Here is a 25,618-nt window from a genome sequence, read left to right as displayed (position 1 = left end):
GATAGGCTGTTACCGGATAATTTTCGGCGGTCAGTCCGGATTCCGCTTCAGTTTTTCCTGAAAAACCAAATGGAAAAAGCCAGTTCGCTTAATCACTAGCCGTAAAGCTTTCATCAAGACACCGCTCTCAATCCAAACTTATATGCAAACACCTTCCTTTTCGCTCTACGACGCTTCAGCGGGCTCCGGCAAAACCTACACCCTCGTGAAGGAATACCTGAAAATTATCCTGCGGTCTGAAAAACATGATGCCTACCGAAACATCCTGGCCATCACCTTTACGAACAAGGCAGTGCATGAGATGAAGTCACGCATCGTGGGGAGCCTTTCTGAATTTGCAAAAGACAGTCCCTCGGGCAAAGCGGCGGCGCTCATGGAAACCATCGCAGGGGAAACGGGGATTTCCGTCGCTTCGATCAGATTGAAAGCGCAGCAGATCATCCGGCATTTGATCCATAATTATGCGGCTTTCGACATTTCCACCATCGACAAATTCACGCACCGCGTCATCCGTGCTTTTGCACACGACCTCAACCTGCCTGTCACATTTGAAGTCACGCTGGATACCGAAAATCTGTTAACGGAAGCGGTAGACACGATCATCGCACGCGCGGGCGAAGATGAGACACTTACAAAACTGCTCGTTGACTTCACGATGGAAAAAACCGATGACGATAAAAGCTGGGATATTTCGCGCGAGATCCTTGAAACGGGCCGACTTGCATTAAACGAAAACAACCGTCACGAGATTGTACATTTCAATGAAAAGACCATTCCGGAATTCATTGCCATCAAGAACAAACTGGTCGAATCGATCAGGGAATTGGAGTCAGGCGCCGTGGTTTTCGCCCAAAGCGCGCTGGATATCATCAAAGCCAACAACATCAATCCGGCCTCATTTTCAGGCCAATATTTTCCGAAACACCTCGAATCCATCATAGAGGGCCGCTTCAACCCGAAAAACAAAACCTACCGAGAGCCGGAAGATTTCCGCATCAATAAAAACGCACAGGACAGCGAAGTCATTCAAGCGCTGGTTCCTGAGTGGATTTCGATCCTGGCGCAGGTGTACAGGAATTTTGAAAAACGGGATTTTTACCGCGCATTCCTGAGGAACATTACACCGCTGTCGCTGCTTAGTACCGTGAGCCGCCAGCTGACTGACATCCAAAAGGAACAAAATGTGCTGTCCATAGCCGAATTCAATGCGATCATCCACCGCGAAATCCAGAACCAGCCTGCGCCATTTATTTATGAAAGGCTCGGCGAGCGTTACCGGCACTTTTTTATCGACGAATTCCAGGATACTTCGGAAATGCAATGGCAAAACCTGATCCCGCTGATTGACAACGCGCTTTCCGGGCAGGACGAAACCGGGCAGAAAGGTACGCTGATGGTTGTGGGCGATCCGAAACAATCCATTTACCGTTGGCGTGGTGGCAAGGCGGAGCAATTCATCGAACTTGGAAAAGGACACAATCCATTCAGCAATCCGGAGAAGGAACGTTTTTCGCTGGATACGAATTGGCGCAGTTACTCGGAAATCATCCGATTCAACAACGATTTTTTCAGATTCCTTTCGGGTGAATTTGAGCATGCCGACTACCGCGATCTTTACGAAAAACAAAGTTTCCAGAACACCAACCACAAAGAAGGCGGCTACGTGGATATTTCGTTTATCGACGGCAGTACGGCAATCGAAGAGAATGCACCCGAAAAAACCGACCTGTATGTGCAGGCCACACTCGATACGATCAGGAAAGTAAAGAGTCTCGGTTTCCACTACAGCGACATCGCCATCCTTACCCGGAAGCGCGGGCAGGGCATCGCGGTGGCTGACTTCCTTACGGAAAACGACATCCCGCTGTTGTCGTCAGAAACCCTGGTGATCGGCAATGCGTCTGAAGTACGCCTGGTCATCAGTGTGCTGCGCTACCTGAAAAACGGCCGCGATGTCGAGGCCAAAGCGCAGTGGCTTGTGTTTATGGCGAAAAATCTTCAGGTTGGCATGGCAGTTCATGATTTTGTTGCGGAAGGCATGGCTTTTGACACGGAAAAGGATCTTGAGCAATGGCTTTCGGAAATGGGCATCAGGATGGTGTTTCAGGAAGTGCGGCGCAAATCATTGTATGAGGCCGTCGAAGTCATCATTGACGCCTTCCTGGCTAAAAAGCACAATGCTTATCTACAATATTTCCTCGACATTGTGCTCGAGCGGGACGTGCGTGGACAAGCAGGGATTTCAGATTTCCTTGAATACTGGGAGAAAAACGGCGCGAAATTCAGCGTTCCATCGCCGGAAGGCAGTGACGCGGTGCGGATCATGACCATCCATAAATCCAAAGGACTTGAATTTCCCGTGGTGATTATGCCGTTTGCAGAAGAAGATTATGGCAGGAAACCGAAAGACAAACTTTGGCTGGAAACCGACGAAGAAAGTCTGGGCCTGCCCAAAGCCCTGATTGACAACAGCAGCGCCGTAGCGGGTTTTGGCGAAAGTGCATCGGCCATTTACCTGCAGAAAAAGCAGGAAGAGCTGCTCGACAATGTGAACGTCCTATATGTCGCGCTGACCCGGGCTGAAGAGCAACTGTACATTATTTCGAATAAGAACATCAATGCGAATGGCGAAGTCAAGGCGAATGACATGTCGTCCTTTTTTGTAAAATACCTTATCGACAAAGGTGTGTACGATGAAAATACCCTGCGGTATGCTTTCGGAAATCAACTAAAATTATCTGCCGCGGCGGCGAAAAACGACGACAACAAACGTATCGAAACGGTGCACGAAGCCCTTGACATGGCCAACATCAGGATTGCCCAGCGCGAATCGTTAATGTGGGGCACCAAACAGCAGGCCTCTATTGAATACGGCAACCTGCTGCACGAAATCCTTTCCGGGATCAGGACGGGGAAAGACGTCGATTATGCCATTGAGAAAGCTGTCGGCGACGGACTGATTTCAATCGACAACGAAGTTACGATACGGGAAAGTATTGACTCCATCATGACGCATCCTGAACTGGAGGAGTATTTCCTGGCTGAAAACAAAATCCTGAATGAGCAGGCGATTATCCGAAAGGAAGGTGCGCTTATTAAACCCGACCGGATCACCATAACACCTCAAAACGAGGTGATGCTGCTCGATTATAAAACCGGCCTGCACCAGCCTAAATACAAGCTGCAACTGGAAACCTATGAACAGGCCATCCGGAAAATGGGCTATAAAGTGACAAAAAAAATACTGGTGTATATCGGCGAAAGGGTGGAAGTGGTAACTTTGTGACCAATCGGGTCATTGCGCCTGCCGCCTTTTGACTTAAACAAAACAACCAAAATTATGTACGGAAAAATCAAAAACCACCTGCAAAGTGAGCTGCAGGCGATTGAAGACAACGGGATTTTCAAGAAAGAAAGAATCATTACCACGCCGCAGGGTGCCGAAATTAAGGTGTCAACGGGAGAAACCGTCCTGAATTTCTGCGCGAACAATTACCTGGGGCTGTCATCGCACCCTGAGGTAATCCAGGCGGCAAAGGATGCCCTCGACAGCCACGGTTTCGGGATGTCGTCGGTGCGTTTTATCTGCGGTACCCAGGACATCCATAAAACGCTGGAACAGAAAATCGCTTCGTTTTACGGCACAGAGGACACAATATTATATGCTGCCGCTTTTGATGCGAATGGCGGGGTTTTCGAACCTTTGTTCAACGAACAGGATGCCATCATTTCGGACAGCCTGAACCACGCGTCCATCATCGACGGCGTGCGTTTGTGCAAAGCCATGCGCTATCGGTACGAAAACAGCAATATGGAAGACCTGGAGCAACAGCTTGTTAAAGCGGATGAAGCCGGGGCGCGGTTTAAGATTATCGTGACCGACGGCGTCTTTTCAATGGACGGCCTGGTGGCGCCTTTGGATAAGATCTGCGACCTGGCCGACAAATACGATGCGATGGTGATGGTCGACGAATGCCATGCTGCCGGATTCATCGGGGCAACCGGCAAAGGCACGCTTGAGGCCAAAGACGTGATGGGACGTGTAGATATCATTACTGGAACCCTCGGGAAAGCACTCGGCGGCGCGATGGGCGGCTACACGACCGGCAAAAAGGAAATCATCGAATTGCTGCGCCAGCGTTCGCGCCCGTACCTGTTTTCGAATTCGCTCGCGCCGGCTATAGTGGGCGCCTCGATCAAGGTTTTCGACCTGCTGGAACAGGATACCACACTGCGCGACAAGCTGGAGTGGAACACCAATTACTTCAAAGAAGGCATGAAAAAGGCGGGGTTTGACATTATCGACGGCGATTCGGCGATAGTGCCCGTGATGCTGTACGACGCAAAATTGTCGCAGACCATGGCCAACGAATTGCTTAAAAAAGGGATTTACGTGATCGGATTCTTTTTCCCTGTAGTCCCGAAAGACAAAGCGCGCATCCGGGTCCAACTCTCTGCAGCTCACCACAGGGAACATCTTGACAAAGCCATTGCCGCCTTTACGGAAGTTGGGCGCGCGCTGGGGGTTATATAATTTTTTTCAAATGTTATAAGGTTTAAATTTTATAGTATTTTTCAGCGTTTTTTTTAACATCATATTTTGTAGTTAGGTATTAAGCACTTACTTTTGCTCCATATTTAACTGATGATAATCAAATAAAAACAAGTATGAAAAATCTAAACAAAATTTTTGCTGCCGCCTTACTGCTTGCAGGATTGAGTTCCCAGGCACAGGACGCTGACAACCCGTGGGCTATTTCCTTCGGTGTGAATGCGGTTGATACCAGGACCAGTGCAGGAGACAAAGACTTCTTTGCGCATTTTGACCAGCCTTTCCACGTAAAGGAAAACTGGAACATCCTGCCTTCAGTATCTTACTTAAATGTGTCTAAGTATGTTGGAAGCGGATTTACATTCGGTGTAACAGGATCTATCAACAGGATTGATAAATTGGTTTACCGTTCAGAATTGAACCCAAAAGACTTCGTCGTACAAAATCCTGGTGATTTAAGTTATTACGCTGCTGATGCTGTGATCAAATACAGCTTCATGCCTTTGCTTGATTCAAAATGGTTTGATCCTTCGCTTCATATTGGTGGAGGTTATACCTGGTTCGGAGATTACGAGACAGGAACTGTGAATGGTGGTTTGGGACTGACTTTCTGGTTGTCTGAAACTGTAGGTCTTTCATTGCAATCTACATACAAGCATTCGTTTGATGACAGCGATGACAGGGCCGTTGGCGTTCCTTCACACATCCAGCACTTTGCAGGCCTTACTTTCAAATTCGGAGGTAAAGATACTGACGGTGACGGAATCTACGACAAATATGATGCCTGCCCTGAAGTAGCAGGTCCTAAAGAACTGAATGGTTGCCCTGATACAGACGGCGACGGTATCCTTGACAAAGATGATGCCTGCGTTACTGAGAAAGGTCTTGCAGAATTCCAGGGATGTCCTGACAGGGATTCCGATGGTGTAGCTGATAAAGATGACGCTTGTCCGGATGAAGCAGGTTTGAAAACTTTCGGTGGATGCCCTGATACTGACGGTGACGGAATCCAGGATAAAGATGACAAATGTCCTACAGTAAAAGGACCAAAAGACAACAAAGGATGTCCATGGCCAGACACTGACGGCGATGGTGTACTTGACAAAGATGACAGGTGTCCTGAAGTTAAAGGTACTGTAGCTAACAATGGTTGTCCTGAAATCACTGAGGAGCAAATCAACAAATTGAACGCTTACGCTAAAACGATCCTGTTCAACAGTGGTAAATCAACTTTCAAACAGGAAACTTATGCTGTACTTCAGTCAATCACTGCAATCCTGAAAGAATATCCTTCTTCAAGATTCAGCATCGAAGGTCACACTGACAGCGACGGTAAGGATGCCATGAACCAGAAATTATCTGAAGACAGGGCTGCTGCCGTGAAAAACTACCTGATCGAAAACGGCATTGCCGCTGAAAGGTTGTCATCTGCAGGTTTCGGTGAGTCAAAACCAATTGACACGAACAAAACTGCTGCTGGTAAAGCAAATAACAGAAGGGTAGAAGTGAAATTGGTAAAATAATTTCCTCCCTTAAATAAATAGGAAACGCCCCGATAATATCGGGGCGTTTTTTTATTTTTATGGCATGGCACAACATACTTTCCTCGCCCGACTGGCCTCAGTCATCCTGGCCGACTATTCCGGAAATTTAACCGAAACCACAATCATCCTGCCCAATAAGCGCGCCAAGGTTTTCCTGATCAATGAACTTAAGCTCCAATCAGAGCATATCATCTTTGCGCCGGATATCATCAGCATCGAGGATTTCATCCAGGATATCGCTGCCATCCGCGCTGTCGATCCGATTGAATTGCTGTTCCATTTTTACGACGTATATCTTTCGGTAACCGAAAAAGACCCACAGCCGTTCGAATTGTTTGCAAACTGGGCCAAAACACTGTTGCAGGATTTCAATGAGATCGACCGCTACCTGCTCGACCCGCAGCATGTCCTTTCTTACCTCAAAGACATTGAAGACATCAGGCGATGGGGTGTCGAGCCGGAGAATAAAACCGCCCTGCTGGAGAATTATGTCGGCTTCTGGAAATTGTTGCCTGCCTATTACGACGCATTATACCAGCACCTGCTTGGTAAAGGGATGGGATATCAGGGCCTGATTTACAGGGAAGCCGTTAACAACCTGAGCCATTTCTCGGCCACGGCGGAACATAAAAAATTCGTTTTCGCGGGTTTCAATGCGCTCAATGCCGCCGAGGAACACATCGTGCAGCACCTGCTTGCTGCCGGCCTCGCCAAAGTGTACTGGGACGCAGACCGCGCATTCCTCGATGACACCTACCACGACGCCGGACTTTTCCTGAGACGCTTCAGGGCGCAATGGCGCCATTATAAAAGCCACCCATTTGAGTGGATTTGGGACGATTTCAGCACTGAAAAGCAGATCCGTGTGATTGGCACGCCAAAGACCGTCGGACAGGCTAAAATCGCCGGAAAATTGCTCGAAGACATCATGGCTGCCCCTGAAAGTCAATGGGACAAAACCGCCCTGGTCCTTGGGGAAGAAAACCTCCTCATTCCGGTCCTGCACGCGCTTCCGGCATCGACGACTTCATTGAATATTACCATGGGTTATTCGGCGAAAAATAACCCGGCGCAAATCCTCGTATCTAAATTTTTCAAGATGCACACCAGCGCGCTCCAGCGAAGCGCCTATGTTTTTTACTACAAAGACGTGCTTGACGTGCTCACCCACCCGTTAATCGAGCCATACGCGGGTACGCAACATCTCGTAGACACCATCAACAACAACAACTACACGTTCATCACGCACACGCGCCTGCTTGAACTCGGACCGAAAAATTCGGCCCTTTTCACCCTGCTTTTTTCACAGTGGCAACAGGACAATATCGCCGTGCTGGATTCGGTCTCAGCGCTGTTGCAGGCGATCAAGAGCAACCTCAGCAATGAAAACCGGGAAGAGAAAATTACCAAGGCGTTCATTTATGCTGTCTTCAAGGTTGTCAACAAACTCATTTCGCATTATACCACGCATCCCGCAATCGGTAAGGTAAACACACTTTACGCGATATACAAGCAGGTCATCGACCTCGCCGAAGTATCATTTGAAGGCGAACCGCTGACCGGATTGCAAATCATGGGCGTACTCGAAAGCCGCGTACTCGACTTTGATACCGTGATCGTCACTTCGATGAACGAAGGCAATTTCCCCGCGGGCAAATCCCAGCAGTCGTTTATCCCCTACGATGTAAAGCGCGAACTGGGCCTGCCGACATTCAAGGAAAAAGACGCGATTTATACGTACCATTTTTACCATCTGTTGCAGCGCGCCAAAAACATTTACCTGTTGTACAACACCGAAAGCGAAGGTTTGGATGCGGGCGAAAAAAGCCGTTTTATTACGCAGCTTGAAGTAGAAAAGCAGCCGCGACACCTGTTGACACAGGAAATCTACAGTCCGTTTCTGCCCGAAAAGGCCTATGAGCCGCTGGTCATCCCGAAGTCTGAAAAAGTCATGGCGCGGCTCAGGGAAATCTGTGAGAAAGGATTTTCGCCATCGGCGCTGACGATGTACATCCGCAACCCGATTGACTTTTACTATAAAAAAATCCTGCGGATCAGCGATGTCGAGGAAGTAGAGGAGAACATAGCGCTGAATACGCTGGGCACGATCATTCATGAGGCGCTTCGGGTATTGTATGAGCCTTTCATCGGCAAATTCTTATCGGAACGTGATATTGAAATTTGTTTTAAGAACCTCGATCAGGCGGTCCTGGAACAATTTAAACTGGTCTACAAGGAAGGTGAAATCCGGAAAGGCCGCAACCTGCTGGCATTTGAAGTGGCAAAGCGCAATATTTTCAATTTCCTCACTGCAGAATTGGAGTTGCTTAAACCAAAAAATGGGGTGGAAGGCGACAGCGTAAAAATCATCGCGCTGGAACAAAACTACTCCCGCCTGCTCGAACATCCCGATTTGCCGCATCCGGTCCTGATTGCCGGAAACGTTGACCGTATTGAGCTTCGCAACGGTAAAATCCGCATCGTCGATTATAAGACCGGGAAAGTCGAAGCGCGCGATGTAACCTTAAAACAGTGGGAAAACCTGACGCAGGACATCAAGAGCGACAAGATCATCCAGGTTTTGGCTTATGCCTTTATGTATGCGCCGGAAGTAAGGACGGAGGAAACAGAAGTCGGGATTATCTCCTTTAAAAACCTCAAATCCGGGTTTCTGCCGTTTAATTTCAAACAGGAAAAATCGGTTGTTTCGGTTGTCAATGAGGCGCTTGCTGAAAAATACATAGATCAGCTGGTACTGTTGCTGAAGGAAATCCTGGATCCTGAAATTCCGTTTGCAGAGAAACTATAAAACCTGAAGGCATGGAAATGAAGCCGCTGCGAAAAATTATTTTACAGACCTTAAAAACAACGCCAATTCCTGCAGCAGCGCGTCCCTGTTCTCGATCGGCGACATATGGCCATCGGGGAATGCCACAAGTTTCACGGCCGTATTCTCGATTTGGTCCAGATTTTCATGGTAGTTTAAAACCGGATCTTTTTTACCCAGAAACAACACCATCGGGTAGGGCGCAAAATGCAGCAGTACTTCACGGTCTTTCCTGATTTTCATGCCTTCGAGCGAGGCCACAATGCCTTGCAGCGGGGTTTTCAAAGCCTGCTGTTTTACGTGCTCAATTTCCGACGCGAGCTTCTCACGGTTTTCTTCACTGAAAAGATTTGCGATCGAGAGCCTGACAAAATTGGTATAATTCTCTTTGACGGCTTTTATTGCCCGGTCGCGGTTGGTTTTGCGTTCGTCGCTGTCGGCAAGGGAAGTAGAATTAATCAATGCCATCCCCTTTACCATGTCCGGGTACAATTCGGCGAAGGCCAGTGCGACATAACCACCCATCGAATGACCCGCCAAAACGGCCTTCCTGACGCGAAGCTCCTGTAAAACGGCATGTACCGCGTCCGCATTGTCTTCCATTGTCTGCACATAACCCATGGGCTGCGTTTGGCCATGGCCAAGAAGATCTATCGTGATTACCCGGTATTTCCTTGACAATTCAGGTACGAACTCATCCCACATCGTGCTGTTTTCCAGGAAACCATGCAGCAATATCAGGGCTGTTCCTTTGCCGGATTCAGCATAAGCTATGGAAGTGTTTTTATGGAGTACGGTTTTCAAGGGTGCGCTTTATACAAAAATAATCTTTTTCGGTTAACCGCCTCAATTATTCAGAATTGCCCTGCTTTTCCGAAATAAAATCACATAACGGATTGGTTTTCACCGCGTAATACATTTTGTTAGCCGCAAAAAATTTGCTGTTCGCGAAGTGGCCCCTATTTTAGCGGCCGGAATTGAGGTTGCAAGGGCCTGTTCCTGCCTCAAATACACTTTATGTTTACACTTTTCAAAAACCGAAGCAAAAGCAAACCGAAGCATTCTGCGGTAATCCATAAATCGGATTCCCGTGCCCGATTGGAAACTGATATCTTCCAATGCCTTTCGGTTTTTAATTTCGGATCTGCCTATGATGAATCCCGAAAGCCATTTGGCGCGCTGAAGGTTTTCAACGAAGAGACTTTGGGTGCCGGCGAATCCGTGACGATGTCAATTCATGAAAACAGCGATGTACTGCTGCTTCCGCTCGCCGGTTCCATCGATTACATGGACACTTTGGGCAACCAGGACATGATCAATACCGACGAAATCCGCGTTTTTTCAGCTCAGAAAGACATGGCTTTTGACCTTGTAAACCCTTACGAAACGAAAACGATCAATTACCTGCAGATCTGGATTTCTAATGAGCGGGGAGACGCTGCGCCGTTCTCGTTCCAGCACAAATTTGATTTTTCGATCCGTAACCTGCTCATGCCTTTGTACGAATCTTCGTTTGCCAGCTGCAGGATGGGCGTATTTGATCGGCGACGGGGTGATGTTTTCACGATGGCTGACAACCGCGACGGACTTTTTGCATTTGTAGTCAGCGGCACGTTCGAGCTCGACGGAAGGGTGCTTGACGAGCGCGATGCCGTTTCAGTCTGGCAGCCCAGCAGGGTATCGTTCAGGGCGCTGTCTGACAATGCCATTATCTTATTCATTGAAGTGCCGCTTTTTAAACACGAACCATGATTATTGCGATAAGCCTTTTTTGCCTCAAAATGCTTAAGAAGTTGAAACACCCCTAACCGCCTGGAAAACGGCAGTGGCCGGCATGTTCAATTTTTTGCCCTTTACCCCAAATAAAAAAGCCTCTTTACGGAGGCATTTTTTTTATGACGCAATCGGTCTTAGTCGTCCTTTTGGATCCTGGCAAGGAATTCCTTCTCATAGCTGGCACTAATCGGAATCTCCTCATCGCGGATGAAAATCACCTTGTTGCGGATCTTTTCAATTTTCGACATTGGTACGATAAAAGAGCGGTGAACGCGTGCAAACTCTGATGCCGGAAGTTTTTCAGTAATCGACTTCATCGTCATGCGGGCCACTACGGTTTTCTGGTTGTCAATGTGGATCTTGAGGTAATCGTCAAGCCCCTCAACGAACAGGATGTCTTTGAGCGGGATTTTCATCAGGCTGTAATCGGCGCGGACGAAAAGGAATTGCTCTTCGATTTTCTGGTTTTGGTTTTCGAGTTCCATCTGTGCTTTGACGCGTTCCATAGACTGCAGGAACCGCGGCTGGGAAATCGGTTTTAAAAGATAATCCATCGCACTGAGGTTGAAACCCTCGACGGCAAATTCAGAATAGGCGGTCGTAAAGATCACCATCGTCTTATGCGGGATCTTCTTATGAAAATCTATACCTGAAATCGACGGCATATTGATGTCGAGGAACAATAGGTCGACCGGATATTTTTTTAAGTATTTCAATGCCTCTTCGGCTTTGGTAAAGGTTTTCTGCAAATCGACATACTCGACCTTGCGGCAGAAATTTTCGAGTATCGCCAGCGCAGGCGGTTCGTCGTCAAGGGCAATTGCTTTTATTGTCATAATTCCATGGTGAGTTTTACCGAATAACTTTCGTCAAGATCAGCGATTTCGAGCGTATGGTCAGGGTACAGGTGTTCGAGCCTTTCAATGGTATTGCGCATACCCATGCCGCTTTCTGTCTGTACTGAATGGACTTTCCTATTGTACACCAAAAGCCTGAGTTCCTGTCCCGTCACATCAATCAGGATGTCAATTTCGGAATTTTCTTCCGGATTCACACCATGTTTAAATGCATTTTCGATGAAGGAAATCAGGATCAGCGGCGTGATTTTTTTCCCGATCATGTTCCCTGTCGCCATGTAATTGATCTTCGCGGTCTCTTCGAGCCTCGATTTCTGTAAAGAAATGTAGTTGCTGATGTAGTCTATTTCCTTATTGAGGTCGATCATATTGTCATTGGCATTGTTCATGATGTAACGCATCAGTTCGGCGAGCTGCACGATACAATCAGAGGCGCGGTCGTCATTGCGGATCGACAGAGAATAAATGCTGTTCAGGGTGTTGAAGAGAAAATGCGGATTGATCTGTGCCTTGAGCAAGGAAAGTTCCGCAGCGATCTTCTCCCGTTCGGTGGCCTGCAAACGCTTGTTTATCGAAAAGAACAGGCTGCTCAGTACTCCAATAATGTACACCAGGATGGTATGCTCATCCTGTGCGGGTTTGCCAAACGGCGGCGCAGCATGAAGATGCCCGCCGGCCACAGCATCGGCAGCCGGACGGTCGATGAAATTGGAGACCCAGAGAAAAAAAAGCAGCGTCAGCACGATGACCACCACGTATAAAAACCGTTTTTCGTGGAAATACAACTTGGGAATCAGTACAAAATAATTGAAATAGAAGAACAGCAGCAATGCAAAATACATCCCGAAGTAGGTGCGGTCGTGCTCATTATTGAAGTCCGGGAACCTCAGGAAAGTCCCGGCTGAACTGAACATGTAAGGCAAAAGGATAAATGCTGTACAGATACAGATGTGCAACGCATAAACCGCAATACTGTTTTTCATGCTCTTGTTGATGTAAGCGTAAAAATAACGAGGCACCCCCGCTTTATCAAGGTTTTGCGGTGAATGGGAGATTTTTGTAGATGAATGCTTTTTTTGCTGCAACATGAATTTATTGCCAAATATAGGTAAACGTGAAAGCTCTGTAGTCATTCCGTACGGAAGTGCCCCCGAAAATCCTGGATATGGTGATGCAATACGCGATAGGTACGGGCGGCGGACTTACGAACTTTTCCTATATTTGCCTTCATGCAGTTTTCACACATCCTGGCACAGGATTACATCAAAAGCCATTTGACCAAAAGCGCCGGCTCAGGACGCATCCCGCACGCGCAGCTTTTTATCGGCCCGGAAGGCAGCGGTACATTGCCGATGGCAATCGCCTACGCCCAATACATCCTATGCCACAATATTTCAGGCGAAAATACCGGAGGTAACGAATCCTGCAACCTCAAATTTGAACATTTTTCGCATCCCGACCTGCACTTCGTTTACCCTACAGTCACTACGGACAGTATAAAATCGAAACCCAAAAGTGTCGATTTCCTAACCGAGTGGCGCGAATTCCTTGCGGCCAATCCCTATGGCAGCCTGTTCGACTGGTACAGGGTGTTGGGCGTACAGAATAAACAGGGTGAAATCCGCGTGGACGATGCCCAGGAAATCCTCAAATCGCTATCGCTGAAATCTTACGAGGGCGGCTATAAGGTCATGATCATCTGGATGGCCGATAAAATGAATGTTCCCGCGTCGAACAAATTACTGAAATTGCTCGAGGAACCTACTGACAAAACCCTTTTCATCCTGATTTCCGAAAACGAGGAAGACATCATACAAACGATCCGTTCGCGCTGCCAGGTACTGCATTTCAATGGGCTGAGTGAAAACGTGATTGCGCAGGCCTTGGTCTCGCGCCACCATGTCGAGCCACGGCTGGCCGCAAAAATCGCGCACCAAGCGCAGGGCAACTACAATAAGGCGCTTCAGTTGCTAAGTGACGACGGTGAAGAGGTGTATTTCGAAAAATGGTTTGTCGATTGGGTCCGGGCCGCTTTTCGCGCAAAAGGCAATGCGGCCGCAATCCAGGACCTGATCAGCTGGAGCGAGCTGGTGGCGGGTCTGGGCCGCGAAACCCAGAAAAAATTCCTTTTATTCTGCACCGACATGTTCCGGCAGGCATTGCTGCTGAATTACCAGGCGACAAGCCTCGTGTACATGGAACCGAAAATCGAAAAGTTCAAGCTCGAGAATTTTGCGCCCTTTGTTAACGGAAAGAACATCAACGAGATTTTCACCGAGCTGTCCGATGCCATGTACCACATCGAGCGCAATGGCAATGCGAAAATCATCCTGACCGATTTGTCAATAAAACTCACAAGGCTCATCCATAAAAAATAAGTTATGAATAACATCGGGTCTGTATTGCTGCTGATATTGCTCGCGATCACTTTCGTACAATCCGGGTATGAGAAAACCATGTACTGGAACGACAATGTGACCTGGCTCAGGCAACATTTTGAAAAAACGCCCATCAAAAACACTGTGCCTGCCGCGCTGTTCCTGATCCTGGTTTTAGAGGTAATCTCTGGCATTCTATGCATTTCGGGCTGTATCCAGATTTTGGTAAACAATGTCCGTACGTTCGGGCTGTATGGCGCCATCTTCAGCTGCGTGACGCTGTTGTTCCTGCTTTTGGGTCAGCGTATGGCGAAGGATTATGATGGCGCGCGCACTATCGTGATCTATTTCATTCCTGCAGTCATGGCGGTGTACTGGCTCAGTTAAGCCGTCTCCGCATTCAGCGCGGCCCTGAATAATCTCAGTTCATCCCAGGTAAACCGATCGCCATGAATTTCCCTGAGCCCATGCAGCGTCTCTTCATGGTAATCCCTGAAGGCGTCGGCAAGGGCTCGGATTTTGTCTTCAGGCAACACATCGGTGATGCTGATCGTATGCGCTTCGATGAGTTTACCCAGGTGCGTATTGATCGTTTGTACCGTCAGCTTGCGTATGCCGGCGATTTCCTTCACCGAGTGTTTTTGAAGCCACAGTTCGTACGTTTCGTTCACCGTGTTTTTTTTGGGTGCTTTCTGCGCTTTCTTTTTGGGTGCGTAGCGACCGTAGTCCTGTTCGTCATCGATCATAGTCACATTTAAAGCCTTGAATTCGCGTCGGACGAGATCAGCCTTCCTGCTTCTGTAGCCGCTGATTTCGACGGACTGCATGGTTTCCCTGGAAATCGGTTTTCCGGAGAGCACTGTTTGTATCAGCAGCCGCGCCTTCATAAGCCGCTGGATCGCCTGCAGCTGCAGGTCTTCAAGCTGCGCCAATTCTTCATAAAACGCCTTCGCTTTTTTCATGCGGCCGATTTCCTCCAGTTTCCAAAGCAGGTCATAATGGATCTGTTCCATCGGTCCTAAAAAATAATCGATAGCGGCATGGATCCTGTCACTGATAAACGCCAGATCGGTATCAGGCCCGTAAAATAGCTTGTCGAGCTGGGATTTGAATTTCCCGGCGGGCTCGAGCAGGCTCCATATTGTCCTGGTCCTCTCGGCAGCCCAGAGCGCGTGCCCGGTTTTAGGCGATTTCTCTGCGTCTGTGCGGTAGCTGTACTCGTGGTTACGCCATTCCTGTGCAATATCGTCCCAATGAAAGCTGCCCGTGAGGTACTGGTGCAGGAATTTTTTAGTTTCCGATTCCAGCAGGCTTTCCAGGACGTCGCCGTCAGCTTTGCTTTGAGCGTAATCCATGACATCGCGGTCATTCGAAAGTCCGTTCATCTGCAGCGGCGAAAGCAAAATAAGCCCTTCTAACGAACGAAGGCGCGACAAAGCCACGTAAGCCTGTCCCGGGAGAAAAACCTGCGATACGTCGAGCGCTGCTTTGTCAAACGTCAGTCCCTGGCTTTTATGGACGGTGATCGCCCAGGCAAGTTTGATCGGATAATGCACGAAAGTGCCCAGAATGTCTTCCTGTATCTCTTTGGTATCGGGGTTTACGGTGTATTTGATGTTTTCCCATTCGTAGCGCTCCACCTCGATGGTCTTATTCTCCTCAGGGAAATGCACGAGGATTTCCGCTTCCGAAAGTGATTTGATTACACCCATCTTGCCATTGAAATAATTTTTTTCGGGTGAAAGATCGTTTTTCACAAACATGACCTGCGCACCGGTTTTAAGTTGCAGATTGGCATCGACAGGAAAAATTTTATCCGGGAACTCACCTGTAATTTCAGGCGAATACGAATGCAGCTGGCCCGGAAGATCACCTAATGCCGCCGCGTTTATCTCGTCGGCTTTCGCATTGTGGGTTGTCAGGACAATATAGCCCTTGTGTTCCCGAACGTCGAAATCCGGCTTCACATAAGCATTCAACGCAGACACATCTGCGGCTGAGATCGTGTTGTGGCGCAGGTTGTTGAGTATTGAGATGAAGCGGTCGTCAGTCTGCCTGAATATTTTCGATAATTCGATGTATACCGGTGGGTGCTGCTGCACTACCTGCGAATGGAAAAAGAATTTCCCTTTGTAATACTGCCTCAGCGTGCGCCATTCCTCATCTTTGATTACGGGCGGCAACTGCAGCAGGTCGCCGATAAACAGCACCTGTACGCCGCCGAACGGTTTTTTATTGCGGCGCACGCTCTGCATCATAAAATCGATTGCATCGAGCACATCGGCACGCAGCATACTGACCTCATCGATAATGAGCAGTTCCATATTTTGGATTACGGCTTTCTTTTGGCCATTCATCCGGAAATGCCGGCCCAGCGTATTCTTGTTTTCAAATTTGACAGAATCCGACAAATGTTTGCCTGAATGGTCCGGGATAAATCCCGCAAACGGCAGCTGGAACATGGAGTGGATCGTAACCCCTCCGGCATTCAGGGCGGCGATTCCCGTAGGCGCCACCACCACCGTGTTTTTATGTGTCGTTTTGATGATTTCGCGCAATAGTGTGGTTTTTCCGGTGCCGGCCTTGCCGGTAAGGAAAACGGAGCGCTGGGTCTGGTTGATGAATTGCAGGGTGTAAGAAGCGGCTTCTGTAATGGTGTCCATGGCGTATAGTTTATGTCAGGCGCTGGTTACGGTCACTTTCAGACTGCATTCGGAACCTGCACCTGTTTCAGGGATATAAAAATATTGAAATAAATCAAAACAGCGCCGGGTTTTCAGGAAAATGAACCCATCCCGATTGAAATGAAAAAAAAGGGATCAAAGCTGCGCACCATAAAAAAAGGCCACCCTTTCGGGCGGCCCTAAAAAACAACTGAAAAAACCTTTATTTTTTGATAAGCTTTCTGGTCTCTGCCTCGCTTGAAGAAGGATCAGTGAACCTTACGATGTAAATGCCTTTAGGCAATCTTGAAATGTCTGTAGCAATTGTGTTCGCGCCCGCATTCAACTGGTGTTTCACGCTGCTTACCAGATTGCCGCTGAACGCATATACGGAAACGGTTGTTTCAGACGCCTTGTCAGTCCTGATGTCAATGTTAAAAACATCCGATGCCGGGTTGGGATACAGTTCTGAATAGGTTGTTGTCGCAACAGACTCGGCTGCAGGACGGGCACAGCTCTCCTTAGTAAGGGTCAGTTTCTTTTTACCGCCAATGCCGTTGCAGGCGTTGTTATACTGAACCGAAATGGTTGAAGATGCAGGAAGTGCATTATTGAAAATTACGGTAAGCGATGCCGTTCCCTGACCGCTGACGATGGTAGCTCCCGGTGGTACGATCCAGATGTAAGACGTCACATTTGGTGCGCCCACAGTGGTATACGTCACCTGCTGTCCGATCAAGGCGCAGCTCACAGTCGCCGGGCCGTTCAAAACCGTTGGGGTAGGCATTGCTTTAGCTACATCCTGGTTGTTAGGGCCTACGCTCATGCCACAGCCGTTGGCCGATCTGAAGCTCAGGGTTCCCGAAACGAAATCCACTGGATAAGTTACCGTAAACGCGTTCTCAGACGTCGTCAAAGTGTTCGTGGTGTTCGACGGGAAGTTTAACGACTTGATTACCGCTCCTGCAGGCGCCGTAAAGGTATATGACGTCGCTGCCGCGATAGCTGGAAACGAGTAGCTGTAAGTGTCGCCCGGACAGATTCCTTTTAGCCTGCCGTTGATGCTTGAAGGGTTTTCAGGCAGGTTACGGTATACCGTCAGGTTCCTTGCCGCACTTGATCCGATATTATTCACAGAACTTACCGAGACCACGCCGTTTGCAGTAAAAGCAGCTGTGTAGTTCACGGTTATGGAAGGTCCGTGGGAATTTCCGACGATGGACGCACCCGCAGGCACGGTCCAGTTGTAGGTCGTGACGTCAGCAATCGGTGCAATGGAGTACGTGATGCTGCTTGAAGGACCGGCAGTGACGCATACGTCAGACGACGAGGCATTGATATTGGCCGGCCTGGCAGGCAACGCTTTGAAGAGGCTTAAATTTCTGGCTGGAGACGGGCCGCAGGGAGCGACAGACTTAACAGAAATTACACCCAAAGAACCCACCGCTGTAGAAGCATTCAGGAAATTTACTACAACGGACGTACTGCCCTGGCCTGAGATAATCTGTACACCGGCAGGAACGGTCCAAAGGTACGATTGGGCATTGGCGACAGCAGTCGTCGTGTACGTAACTGTTGTGGTTGTGCCAACATAATTCCCAACAGAAGTAGCACCTGAAATACTTGCCGGTGCAGCCGGAAGGATTTTGGTCAGGCCTAAAGTCCTTGCAAGACTCTTACATCCGTTTACAGAGACTGCCTGCACACCGATGTAAACCGTACCGCTGCCCTGGGCCGCATTCTGGAAACTCACCGTGGCGGTCAGCCCGTCAGGCGATGTTGAAACCAAAGTGGCACCCGCCGGCAATGTCCAGCTGTAGCTCGCTGCGCCTGCAACTGCAGTCGTGGTGTAGGTCAACGTATCGGTGCTTCCGATGTAATTACAGATTGCCGTTGTTCCTGTGAGTGTTGCCGGCATGTCGGGCAGCCCGTACACATTTACCGTAACGACCGCTTTCGGGCCTTCCAGTCCGTCAGGATAAACCTGGGCAACATAATAATTCCTGGTGCCCACGCTTGATGAATTTGTCATGGGTGTAGGCGTTCCGGCTAAAGGCGTGGTGCTGCCTGCCGATGCGTACCATCTCAATTGCGTACCGCCGTACACCAAAGTCGCTGACAATGGCGAGGCGACATCATTCCGGCAATAGTTTACCGGGGAAACTACCGTCGGGGCTGATTTCTCAAGTTTTCCGTTGAACGGCGCGTCAGCAAAACTGGCGCCTGACAGCAGGATAGAACCTGAAGCCGGCCTGTAATCCAATCCGGTATAGGTGAACGCGTTTCCGTTGTCGTAAGCATTGGCCAGCAATCCTGAATTTGTAGCGACGGTCGTGTTGCCATTGGCGGCGTACCAGCTTGTCATGTTAAAGGCGGCGTTGTTCCCGGCAGTGATTGTTCCCGGAGCGGTAATCTGCAACACTTTTGACGTGGTGGTGATGCCTGCCAAAACGTTGTTGTTGAAACGCAGCTGCCCTGCGACCGCGGCATTTTCGGAAGCGATTCCGTCGATATGAAGCCCTTCTAGGTAATCCATGAAGACCGAGTTGTATATTTTCAATTGTGACGCCCTGCGGATGCGAAGCGCCCTTTTGTAACCTGCTGCGAGTGTGCCTCCGTTCGGCAACGTCTGGCGGAACGTGGGCCCCACCATCGTGAGGTTAGAGAAGATGGCGCTGGTGTATGGAGACACGGCGCTTCCGGTGCTGTTGTTATCGGATTCAAATCCTTCAGAAGTGGACACCGCTGGTACGTCAGCAATTTGCGGATCCCTTACTGATAAAGCAAATTGCACGTTCCCGCTGTAACCGTTATCGGTATCAAAATCGTCGTCGAGGTTGCGGAATGACACCAGGTGTTTGCAATTGACGGCGCCGCCGAACCATTCGAATCCGTCGTCATTAATAAACGAGGTCTGTACATAATCGATAGTCGTCCCACGGCCTACCGCGCCCATGGTGAGCCCGTTAATCTCGTTGTTCGGTGCAAAAACGTAGCCTCCGAACTCGATGCGCACATACTTCAGCATACCCGAATTGTCATTATCATCAGGATTGGCACCTCCGCCATATTGCGTATCGGCAGATGCGGTGATCCCTTCAATATTGTTCGTACCGCCGTTGATGTTGAAAGACCCTTTACCCAATAGGATAATGCCTCCCCAATCGCCTTTGTTCCTCGCGCCAACCGGTTTATCCGACGTGAATACGATCGGGTTGGTGGCGGTTCCGACGGCGTTGATTTTTGCGCCTTTGGTCACTACCAATGCAGAACCCGAGTTGTCACCCAGGATTTTTGTTCCCGGCTGGATCGTCAGCGTCGCATTGTTCTTGACGTAAATTAATCCGGAGAGTAAGTACGTGTTTCCAGAAGTCCATGTCGTATTTGTCGTAATCGCGGCATTTACCGTCACTGTAGGTGCAGGATACACCGTATTCTGCGGATCAAAATTGGTCCAGCTGTCAGTCCACATGGCTGCGGGTGCAGGGGCAAATGCCCCACGGTAGCTGGTAGGCTGGATTTGCGCATGTAAAAGATTGCCTGCCATCATGAGCAATCCCAATAGATAAATTTTTCTCATTGTAGAAGAAATTAAATTGGTTTATAATGTCCAAAACTACATCGGCTATGTTAACAGGATTTTAACACGTATTTATCTAATAATGATTGTTGTGTTAACAAACCAAACAATTGGAAATTAATCGGTTATAAAATGTTAAGGGAATGTAGTCTAGAAGTTGTAAGTGGCTGTAAGGGAGAAGGTTCGGCCGAATTTCTTAGTTTTCCAAAACAGGTCATCATTTTTGTCGTAACCGTTGTTATTGCCGGAATCGCCAGTGAAAATATTGTTAAAAAAGCCTTTGATGCCTGAGGCCTCCCTGTGGTCAATATTCTTATTTTGGTAAAAGATGGATTCCTGGTCGAGCAGGTTTTGCATATTGAGCCTGATTTCAATGCGCTTGTTCAGGAATGTTTTCGAGAGTTGTGCGTCGAGCAAAGTCCGGCTTTGTTCCCACAGCGTAGGCTCACCATCAGGCGGATTCCCTACGATTGCGATCCTGTCGCCGATGCGGTTTAAATTGGCTGACAGCGACCAGCCATTACGGCTGTCAATGTACTGCGTGCCCAGGTTGAACACGTAGGGCGACTGGCCCTGCATCGGGCGTGACTTTTCCTGGTTGGTGATCGAGACCACATCGGAAGCATCCACTTCTGATTTGATTACTGCCAGGTTCGAAAACACGGTCAGGCCATTGAGGAACGCTGAGTTTTCGTTGTTAAATACCGATCCCAGCAGTGCGCGGAATTCCATTTCAAATCCGTAATTCTTTGCGGAATTCGCGTTACCGAAAGTCACTTCCTTATTGTTTGCGCCGGCGACCGTCTCAATCGGATTTTTAAACTTTTTGTAAAATGCTGATACGGAAAACAATTGGTTCTTCCCCGGGAAAATCTCATAACGCACATCGGCATTGTCAATCACTGCTATCCCAAGTTCCGGATTTCCGTTGGTGAAATTCTGCGTCATAAAATCATAAAAGCCAAATGGTGCCAGCTCGCGGAACTCCGGACGGTTGAGCGTCTTCGAATAACTCAGCCGGAGGTTTTGCTTCTCGTTTAGCGCGAAAATCGCATTCGCAGAGGGCAGGAAATCGGTTTGCTCGTTATACACATTCAGGCTTTCTGTATCCGACTTTTCCGTTTCAAGACGCTGTATGTAATTTTCGGTGCGGAAGCCCCAGATTAATCGCAATTTCCCGATGTTGTTGTCAAGCATGATGTAGGCCGCCTGCAATTCAGAAGATGCCGTGTACGCGTCAAAATATTTAGTGCCGTCAAAAATCGTGAATCCGCCGACATTGGGCGCAATGACACCGATATTTTCAGGCTGGAAAATCGCGCTGTCCCCAAGCAGCAACAAATCCCCATTGAAAATAACGGGATCATCGCCACCGAGGTTGTTTAACTGATTGTACTGCAATTGCCTGGCGTAAAAGTCCCTGTTGCGGTACTGGACAAACCCACCGAACTTAATTTCATCGCTCTTAACTGGACTGTCGCTGATTTTAGCCGAATAATCGGCTTTGCCGCTATAGATGTCCTCATTATTTTCCGAAAAAAACATGCTGCCTCCGTATAGCGTACCGGCGTTCCCATCTGCAATGTTGGCGTAAGGCACGACATCGGAAGGATTGTCCGGATCCTGTGGTATTAGCGTGTATGAATTGCGCCTCAGGTTGGGGATGTCGCGGCTTACGCGGCTGTAGGCGCCCATCCAGTTGAATTTTGTACGGCTTGCAGGGAAAAAGTGTTCCCCGTACAACTGTCCGGAATAAATGGTATTGCTTGTAAACCACCGAACGGTAGACGATACTTTCAGGGCATTCGGATCGGCTGCCTGATCAGGCGCGCCGAAACGCTCTACGACCTTATCGTCGGAATTGATGCTGAAGATATTCTTGAAGCTTATACTGTTGTTGGCATTGAATTTCAGGCTGAAATTTCCCATCAAGCCCAGCATGTACTGCTCGATATAGTTTTTGTCGTTGTAATCGCTCAGGATGGTCGAGGGGACGTCGTCAGCCGGCGCCTCATAATCCTTGCGGACTGTCTCGTTGAAGGTGTTGTTTCGGCTATAGGAAACCGAAAACAAAGCGCCCAGGACTTTATCGCCGCCCAATCCGAACCTCCTGCCATTGGTATACTGCAGACTTAAATTAGGTGCAAAATTTTTGGTTTTCAGGCTCCAGTCGCTATTGAGGTATTTGGCGTATGCGGCCCTTTCCACCGGACCCAGAGAATTTAAGGTGCGGAAATCTGGAATTTTTGAGGAAAGTTCGCGCGTACCGTCATCGAGACCGAGCCAGTCGGTTTTGCCGCCTTCATAATACAACTGCTTTTTTCCGGTGGTGATGGTGTTATAACCGCCACCAACAGAAATGGTCTGGAAATTCCTGTCCGGAATGCTTTTGGTATTGATTTGGATTACACCCCCTGCGAACTCGCCCGGAATATCCGGTGTAGCCGTTTTTGTAATCACGAGGTTGTCGAGCATGTTAGCCGGAAAAATGTCAAATGAAAAGGCCTTCCTGTCCGGCTCTGAACTGGGCAGTGGTGCGCCGTTCAGGTACGCCGCATTGTAACGGTCGTTCAACCCTCGGATTACGACGAATTTGTTGTCCTGTATGCTTGCACCGCTAATCCTTTTGAGCACATCGGAGGTGTTCTTGTCCGGCGTACGTTTGATGGTTTCGGCCGAAATCCCGTCAGACACATTGATGCTGTTTTTTTGCATCAGCAATAGCGTCTTGACTGATTCGGCCCGCGCTTTAGCCGATTTGATCACGACTTCATCAAGGGCTTTTGTACCGCCCTCTGCGAGCGAGACATGCAGCACGGTAATGTCGTCTGAAAGCACTTCGGTCTCGGTAATTATTTTGGGTTGGAATCCCATCATTGAAAATGCGATATCATACTTGCCGGGCGGCAGACTGGCGAAGTAGTTTCCCTGTGCATCGGACATCGTTGAAACTCCGACGCTTTTTACAGTGACCGTTACGCCGGGAATCGGCTGGCCGCCTGGTTCAGAAACGATAGTGCCCTTGACGCCGGACTGGCTGAAAATCAATTGCGTGAATAGAAATAGCAGGAACGTAGTTGTAATTTTCATTTCAGGTTAGGTTTAGTCATTTTGAAAGTGGCTAATCTATCCTGTGGCTATGTGCTGAATGTTAAAACGGGTTTATAAAATGTTAAACAAAAGGAGGCTCGAAAGACGTAAATGTTAAAATAAAATGGAAAAATCGTTAAATTAAAAAAGCCCTTACACTGATTTCCAATGCAAGGGCTTTCAAATAATGTGGTGTCCGTTATTTCTTAGCTGCCGTCTTCGTTTCTGCAGCGGCGGGTTTTTTGCCATTTGCCTCATACTTTTCGTTGAGGAGTTTTACGATGTCTTTGGTGATGTCATACTGCTCTTTGCCGTACAAGAGCGCACCGCCGTCGCCTGACACATAGATGTAGTCATATCCGTTCTTTTTACCATAGTCAGAAATGAACGCTTTGATGCTCTTAACCAGGGTGTCCATTTCTGCGCCCTGCTCCTGGCGTAATTTGGCATCTACCTGCTGCGCGTAGTACTGAATCTGTTGTTGTCTTTGTTGCAGTTCGCCGCCTTTCTGCTGCGCCCACTCCTGACCATTTGACTTGGCATTTTTCTTGAAGTAATCTACATCAGAATCGAATGCGGCCTGTGCTTCGTCGAGTTTCTTGCCTTCCACCTCGGATTTTGCCTTGAACTTTGCTGTCAGGTCTTTGGCTTCGGTATAATCTTTCATCAGTTTTTCGGAATCCACGCACGCGGTCTTCAGCCCATTTGATGCTTTAACGGTATTTTCCTTGTTGCAGGAAATCAGGCTTGCGGCACAGAGTAATATTGCAATCGATTTTTTCATGATATGACTTTTATTTTTTCGTTGCCAAAAGTAGCGAATTTATAGTACGCGTGGAAGTGAAATTTCAGTGACGATACGGTATAAGAAAAACTTATTTGTAATCGGAAGGTCATTATTTTTCGCTATTAATTTTGACTTTAAATAAAGCGTTTTAAGCCACTTTTAAATTTAAGCGATATCTTTTACGATGGTGGCTTCCGAAAGTTGATCAAATGTCTTTATTTTACTTTTTAGTGCTTTTCAACACATAAATATGCGACGAATACTCCATATTTCGTCTTCCGTTCCAATTTGACCGAAGTCCGGTCATAAATGCCTTTACAAAATTCATCCGGCCGGTTTTATACTTTTCGGAAAGCAGGCTGACATAAAACGCATCGTATTTCATCGGAAGGATTTTTTCCAGTCGGAATTCGTGTGCCTCAAAAAGTGTTTTTATGGCCGTTTTTGAAAAGTGTGTTAAATGTCTTGGGACGTCGTAAGCTGCCCAAAAGCTGCCATAGTATTTAGCGTCGTAAGAATTGAAATTCGGGACAGCGATAAGCACGGTCCCGTTTGGTTTTATCAGTCTGCTTAAGGTGGCAATTTGCTTTTTTACGTCGGGGACATGTTCGAGCACATGCCACATGCTGATTACATCAAACGCGCTATCATTTAATGAATCATCGTTTTCGGCAAACGGAACACCTTTTTTTGACGCGGTTTCTCGTGCTTTGGCATTGGGCTCGATACCGAGTACGTTCCATCCTTCGTTTTTCGCCGTGATTAGAAAGTCGCCAGTTCCCGCACCGATATCCAGAATAATGCCTTTCGGACCAAACGAATTTATCAGTTTCACCTTTTTGCGCAAAGCCCGCGATTTCACAATATGATAGGCCTTCTCAAACAAAGACCGTTTGGCATCAGTGTGTGAAATATAATCCTCACTTTCATAATATCGTGCGAGATACGCGCCTTCAGGTTTGGGAAACGTCACAAGCATGTCCAGCGCCTGATCCTTGAGGAGCTCGAAATCCTCGCCGGAAACCGAATGGTCCCTGACGGTAAGGAATGGGGTAAGTTTGGATGAATCCATCAGCGTTTGTAGTAATCTTGTTTTAGTGTTTTGAGAAAATTAACTGCCACGTTGTAGTAAAGCGACCGCTCCTCGAGACAGTCTTCATTGTACTCATTGATCATTGAGATGGCGATAAATTTAGGCCGGTTGCTATTGTCAGGATCGGTATCAAAATGGGTTTGTATGAATTCTGATACACGAAAATACTTCTCGAGTTCATTGTTATCGTACACGAGTATCTTATATCTCGAACCATCAATGGTCACCCAGAATTCGGGAGCCCTGAAATTATCGACAGGGTACCGCTCGGCAAGAAAAGCCTGGAACGATGTTGGTTTGGTCAGTGTTTCGAAAATAAACGCATGTAGTCCACTCTTTACACCGACAACCTCTTTTCCTTCCGGTAGCACCACGTAATCATTGATTACCGTCTTGTAGCGGGAAGCGCAGGAAACAGTCAATAAAAGGGCAAATATGATAGCAATACCTTTATTCATAAGCATTCGCAGT

The 25,618-nt window shown here is 48.1% G+C and carries 16 protein-coding genes; 7 read left to right on the top strand and 9 right to left on the bottom strand.

Annotated elements, in window-relative coordinates:
* The first annotated feature begins 142 nt into the window (after nt 1–142).
* From HYN48_RS03910 to HYN48_RS03895, 4 genes are all read left to right on the top strand, one after another.
* Nucleotides 143–3,286 carry a UvrD-helicase domain-containing protein gene (locus tag HYN48_RS03910; protein WP_108369886.1) on the top strand — a complete coding sequence of 1,048 codons (3,144 nt, stop codon included), beginning with the start codon at nt 143–145 and terminating at the stop codon, nt 3,284–3,286.
* 54 nt (nt 3,287–3,340) lie between these two features.
* Nucleotides 3,341–4,534: a glycine C-acetyltransferase gene (gene kbl, locus HYN48_RS03905; RefSeq protein ID WP_108373347.1), complete on the top strand. Its 1,194-nt coding sequence runs from the start codon at nt 3,341–3,343 to the stop codon at nt 4,532–4,534.
* A gap of 134 nt (nt 4,535–4,668) precedes the next feature.
* Entirely contained in the window at nt 4,669–6,075 is a 1,407-nt protein-coding gene (locus HYN48_RS03900; RefSeq protein ID WP_108369885.1) for an OmpA family protein, read from the top strand.
* A gap of 64 nt (nt 6,076–6,139) precedes the next feature.
* A complete protein-coding gene (locus HYN48_RS03895) occupies nt 6,140–8,905 on the top strand; it encodes a PD-(D/E)XK nuclease family protein (protein WP_108369884.1) in 2,766 nt (921 codons plus the stop codon).
* 36 nt (nt 8,906–8,941) lie between these two features.
* Here the strand turns inward: HYN48_RS03895 and HYN48_RS03890 are convergent, their stop codons facing one another.
* Nucleotides 8,942–9,727 carry an alpha/beta fold hydrolase gene (locus HYN48_RS03890; RefSeq protein WP_108369883.1) on the bottom strand — a complete coding sequence of 262 codons (786 nt, stop codon included), beginning with the start codon at nt 9,725–9,727 and terminating at the stop codon, nt 8,942–8,944.
* Nucleotides 9,728–9,940: 213 nt separating this feature from the next.
* Here HYN48_RS03890 and HYN48_RS03885 point away from each other — a divergent pair, with 213 nt between their 5' ends.
* On the top strand, nt 9,941–10,675 hold the full coding sequence (locus tag HYN48_RS03885; RefSeq protein ID WP_108369882.1) for a pirin family protein: 735 nt from the start codon (nt 9,941–9,943) through the stop codon (nt 10,673–10,675).
* Between the two features lie 158 nt (nt 10,676–10,833).
* On the opposite strand, the gene HYN48_RS03880 is transcribed toward HYN48_RS03885, so the two are convergent.
* Together HYN48_RS03880 and HYN48_RS03875 are read right to left on the bottom strand one after the other, a co-directional pair.
* A complete protein-coding gene (locus tag HYN48_RS03880; RefSeq protein ID WP_108369881.1) occupies nt 10,834–11,535 on the bottom strand; it encodes a LytR/AlgR family response regulator transcription factor in 702 nt (233 codons plus the stop codon).
* Entirely contained in the window at nt 11,532–12,539 is a 1,008-nt protein-coding gene (locus HYN48_RS03875) for a sensor histidine kinase (RefSeq protein WP_181248521.1), read from the bottom strand. Before HYN48_RS03875 ends, HYN48_RS03880 begins: the two co-directional genes overlap by 4 nt.
* 246 nt (nt 12,540–12,785) lie before the next feature.
* On the opposite strand from HYN48_RS03875, the gene HYN48_RS03870 reads away from it, so the two are divergent.
* Nucleotides 12,786–13,934, top strand: a complete 1,149-nt coding sequence (locus HYN48_RS03870; protein ID WP_108369879.1) for a DNA polymerase III subunit — start codon at nt 12,786–12,788, stop codon at nt 13,932–13,934.
* A 3-nt stretch (nt 13,935–13,937) separates the two neighbouring features.
* A complete protein-coding gene (locus HYN48_RS03865; RefSeq protein ID WP_108369878.1) occupies nt 13,938–14,321 on the top strand; it encodes a DoxX family protein in 384 nt (127 codons plus the stop codon).
* Here the strand turns inward: HYN48_RS03865 and HYN48_RS03860 are convergent.
* The 6 genes from HYN48_RS03860 to HYN48_RS03835 form a co-directional block, all read right to left on the bottom strand.
* Nucleotides 14,318–16,597 carry a helix-turn-helix domain-containing protein gene (locus tag HYN48_RS03860; RefSeq protein ID WP_108369877.1) on the bottom strand — a complete coding sequence of 760 codons (2,280 nt, stop codon included), beginning with the start codon at nt 16,595–16,597 and terminating at the stop codon, nt 14,318–14,320. The genes HYN48_RS03865 and HYN48_RS03860 overlap by 4 nt on opposite strands.
* Before the next feature lie 223 nt (nt 16,598–16,820).
* On the bottom strand, nt 16,821–20,177 hold the full coding sequence (locus HYN48_RS03855) for a T9SS type A sorting domain-containing protein (RefSeq protein WP_146171715.1): 3,357 nt from the start codon (nt 20,175–20,177) through the stop codon (nt 16,821–16,823).
* Between the two features lie 150 nt (nt 20,178–20,327).
* Nucleotides 20,328–23,267: a TonB-dependent receptor gene (locus tag HYN48_RS03850; protein ID WP_108369875.1), complete on the bottom strand. Its 2,940-nt coding sequence runs from the start codon at nt 23,265–23,267 to the stop codon at nt 20,328–20,330.
* A gap of 199 nt (nt 23,268–23,466) precedes the next feature.
* A complete protein-coding gene (locus HYN48_RS03845) occupies nt 23,467–24,051 on the bottom strand; it encodes an OmpH/Skp family outer membrane protein (RefSeq protein ID WP_108369874.1) in 585 nt (194 codons plus the stop codon).
* Between the two features lie 223 nt (nt 24,052–24,274).
* The gene (locus HYN48_RS03840) at nt 24,275–25,126 is read right to left on the bottom strand and encodes a class I SAM-dependent methyltransferase (RefSeq protein WP_108369873.1); all 852 of its coding nucleotides are present in this window, start codon (nt 25,124–25,126) and stop codon (nt 24,275–24,277) included.
* Entirely contained in the window at nt 25,126–25,605 is a 480-nt protein-coding gene (locus tag HYN48_RS03835) for a hypothetical protein (protein WP_146171714.1), read from the bottom strand. Before HYN48_RS03835 ends, HYN48_RS03840 begins: the two co-directional genes overlap by 1 nt.
* Nucleotides 25,606–25,618 lie beyond the last annotated feature (13 nt).

Origin of the sequence: Flavobacterium magnum (genome assembly GCF_003055625.1) — a bacterium.
Classification (GTDB): domain Bacteria; phylum Bacteroidota; class Bacteroidia; order Flavobacteriales; family Flavobacteriaceae; genus Flavobacterium; species Flavobacterium magnum.
Note: the sequence above shows the minus strand (reverse complement) of the source record. Positions and strands in the feature narration are given on the sequence as shown.

Bases quoted from the DNA above. Each gene is read 5' to 3' on its own strand.
- HYN48_RS03910 (WP_108369886.1), top strand. From the start codon at position 143: ATGCAAACACCTTCCTTTTCGCTCTACGACGCTTCAGCGGGCTCCGGC.
- kbl (WP_108373347.1), top strand. From the start codon at position 3,341: ATGTACGGAAAAATCAAAAACCACCTGCAAAGTGAGCTGCAGGCGATT.
- HYN48_RS03900 (WP_108369885.1), top strand. From the start codon at position 4,669: ATGAAAAATCTAAACAAAATTTTTGCTGCCGCCTTACTGCTTGCAGGA.
- HYN48_RS03895 (WP_108369884.1), top strand. From the start codon at position 6,140: ATGGCACAACATACTTTCCTCGCCCGACTGGCCTCAGTCATCCTGGCC.
- HYN48_RS03885 (WP_108369882.1), top strand. From the start codon at position 9,941: ATGTTTACACTTTTCAAAAACCGAAGCAAAAGCAAACCGAAGCATTCT.
- HYN48_RS03880 (WP_108369881.1), bottom strand. From the start codon at position 11,535: ATGACAATAAAAGCAATTGCCCTTGACGACGAACCGCCTGCGCTGGCG.
- HYN48_RS03875 (WP_181248521.1), bottom strand. From the start codon at position 12,539: ATGAAAAACAGTATTGCGGTTTATGCGTTGCACATCTGTATCTGTACA.
- HYN48_RS03870 (WP_108369879.1), top strand. From the start codon at position 12,786: ATGCAGTTTTCACACATCCTGGCACAGGATTACATCAAAAGCCATTTG.
- HYN48_RS03865 (WP_108369878.1), top strand. From the start codon at position 13,938: ATGAATAACATCGGGTCTGTATTGCTGCTGATATTGCTCGCGATCACT.
- HYN48_RS03860 (WP_108369877.1), bottom strand. From the start codon at position 16,597: ATGGACACCATTACAGAAGCCGCTTCTTACACCCTGCAATTCATCAAC.
- HYN48_RS03855 (WP_146171715.1), bottom strand. From the start codon at position 20,177: ATGAGAAAAATTTATCTATTGGGATTGCTCATGATGGCAGGCAATCTT.
- HYN48_RS03850 (WP_108369875.1), bottom strand. From the start codon at position 23,267: ATGAAAATTACAACTACGTTCCTGCTATTTCTATTCACGCAATTGATT.
- HYN48_RS03845 (WP_108369874.1), bottom strand. From the start codon at position 24,051: ATGAAAAAATCGATTGCAATATTACTCTGTGCCGCAAGCCTGATTTCC.
- HYN48_RS03840 (WP_108369873.1), bottom strand. From the start codon at position 25,126: ATGGATTCATCCAAACTTACCCCATTCCTTACCGTCAGGGACCATTCG.
- HYN48_RS03835 (WP_146171714.1), bottom strand. From the start codon at position 25,605: ATGAATAAAGGTATTGCTATCATATTTGCCCTTTTATTGACTGTTTCC.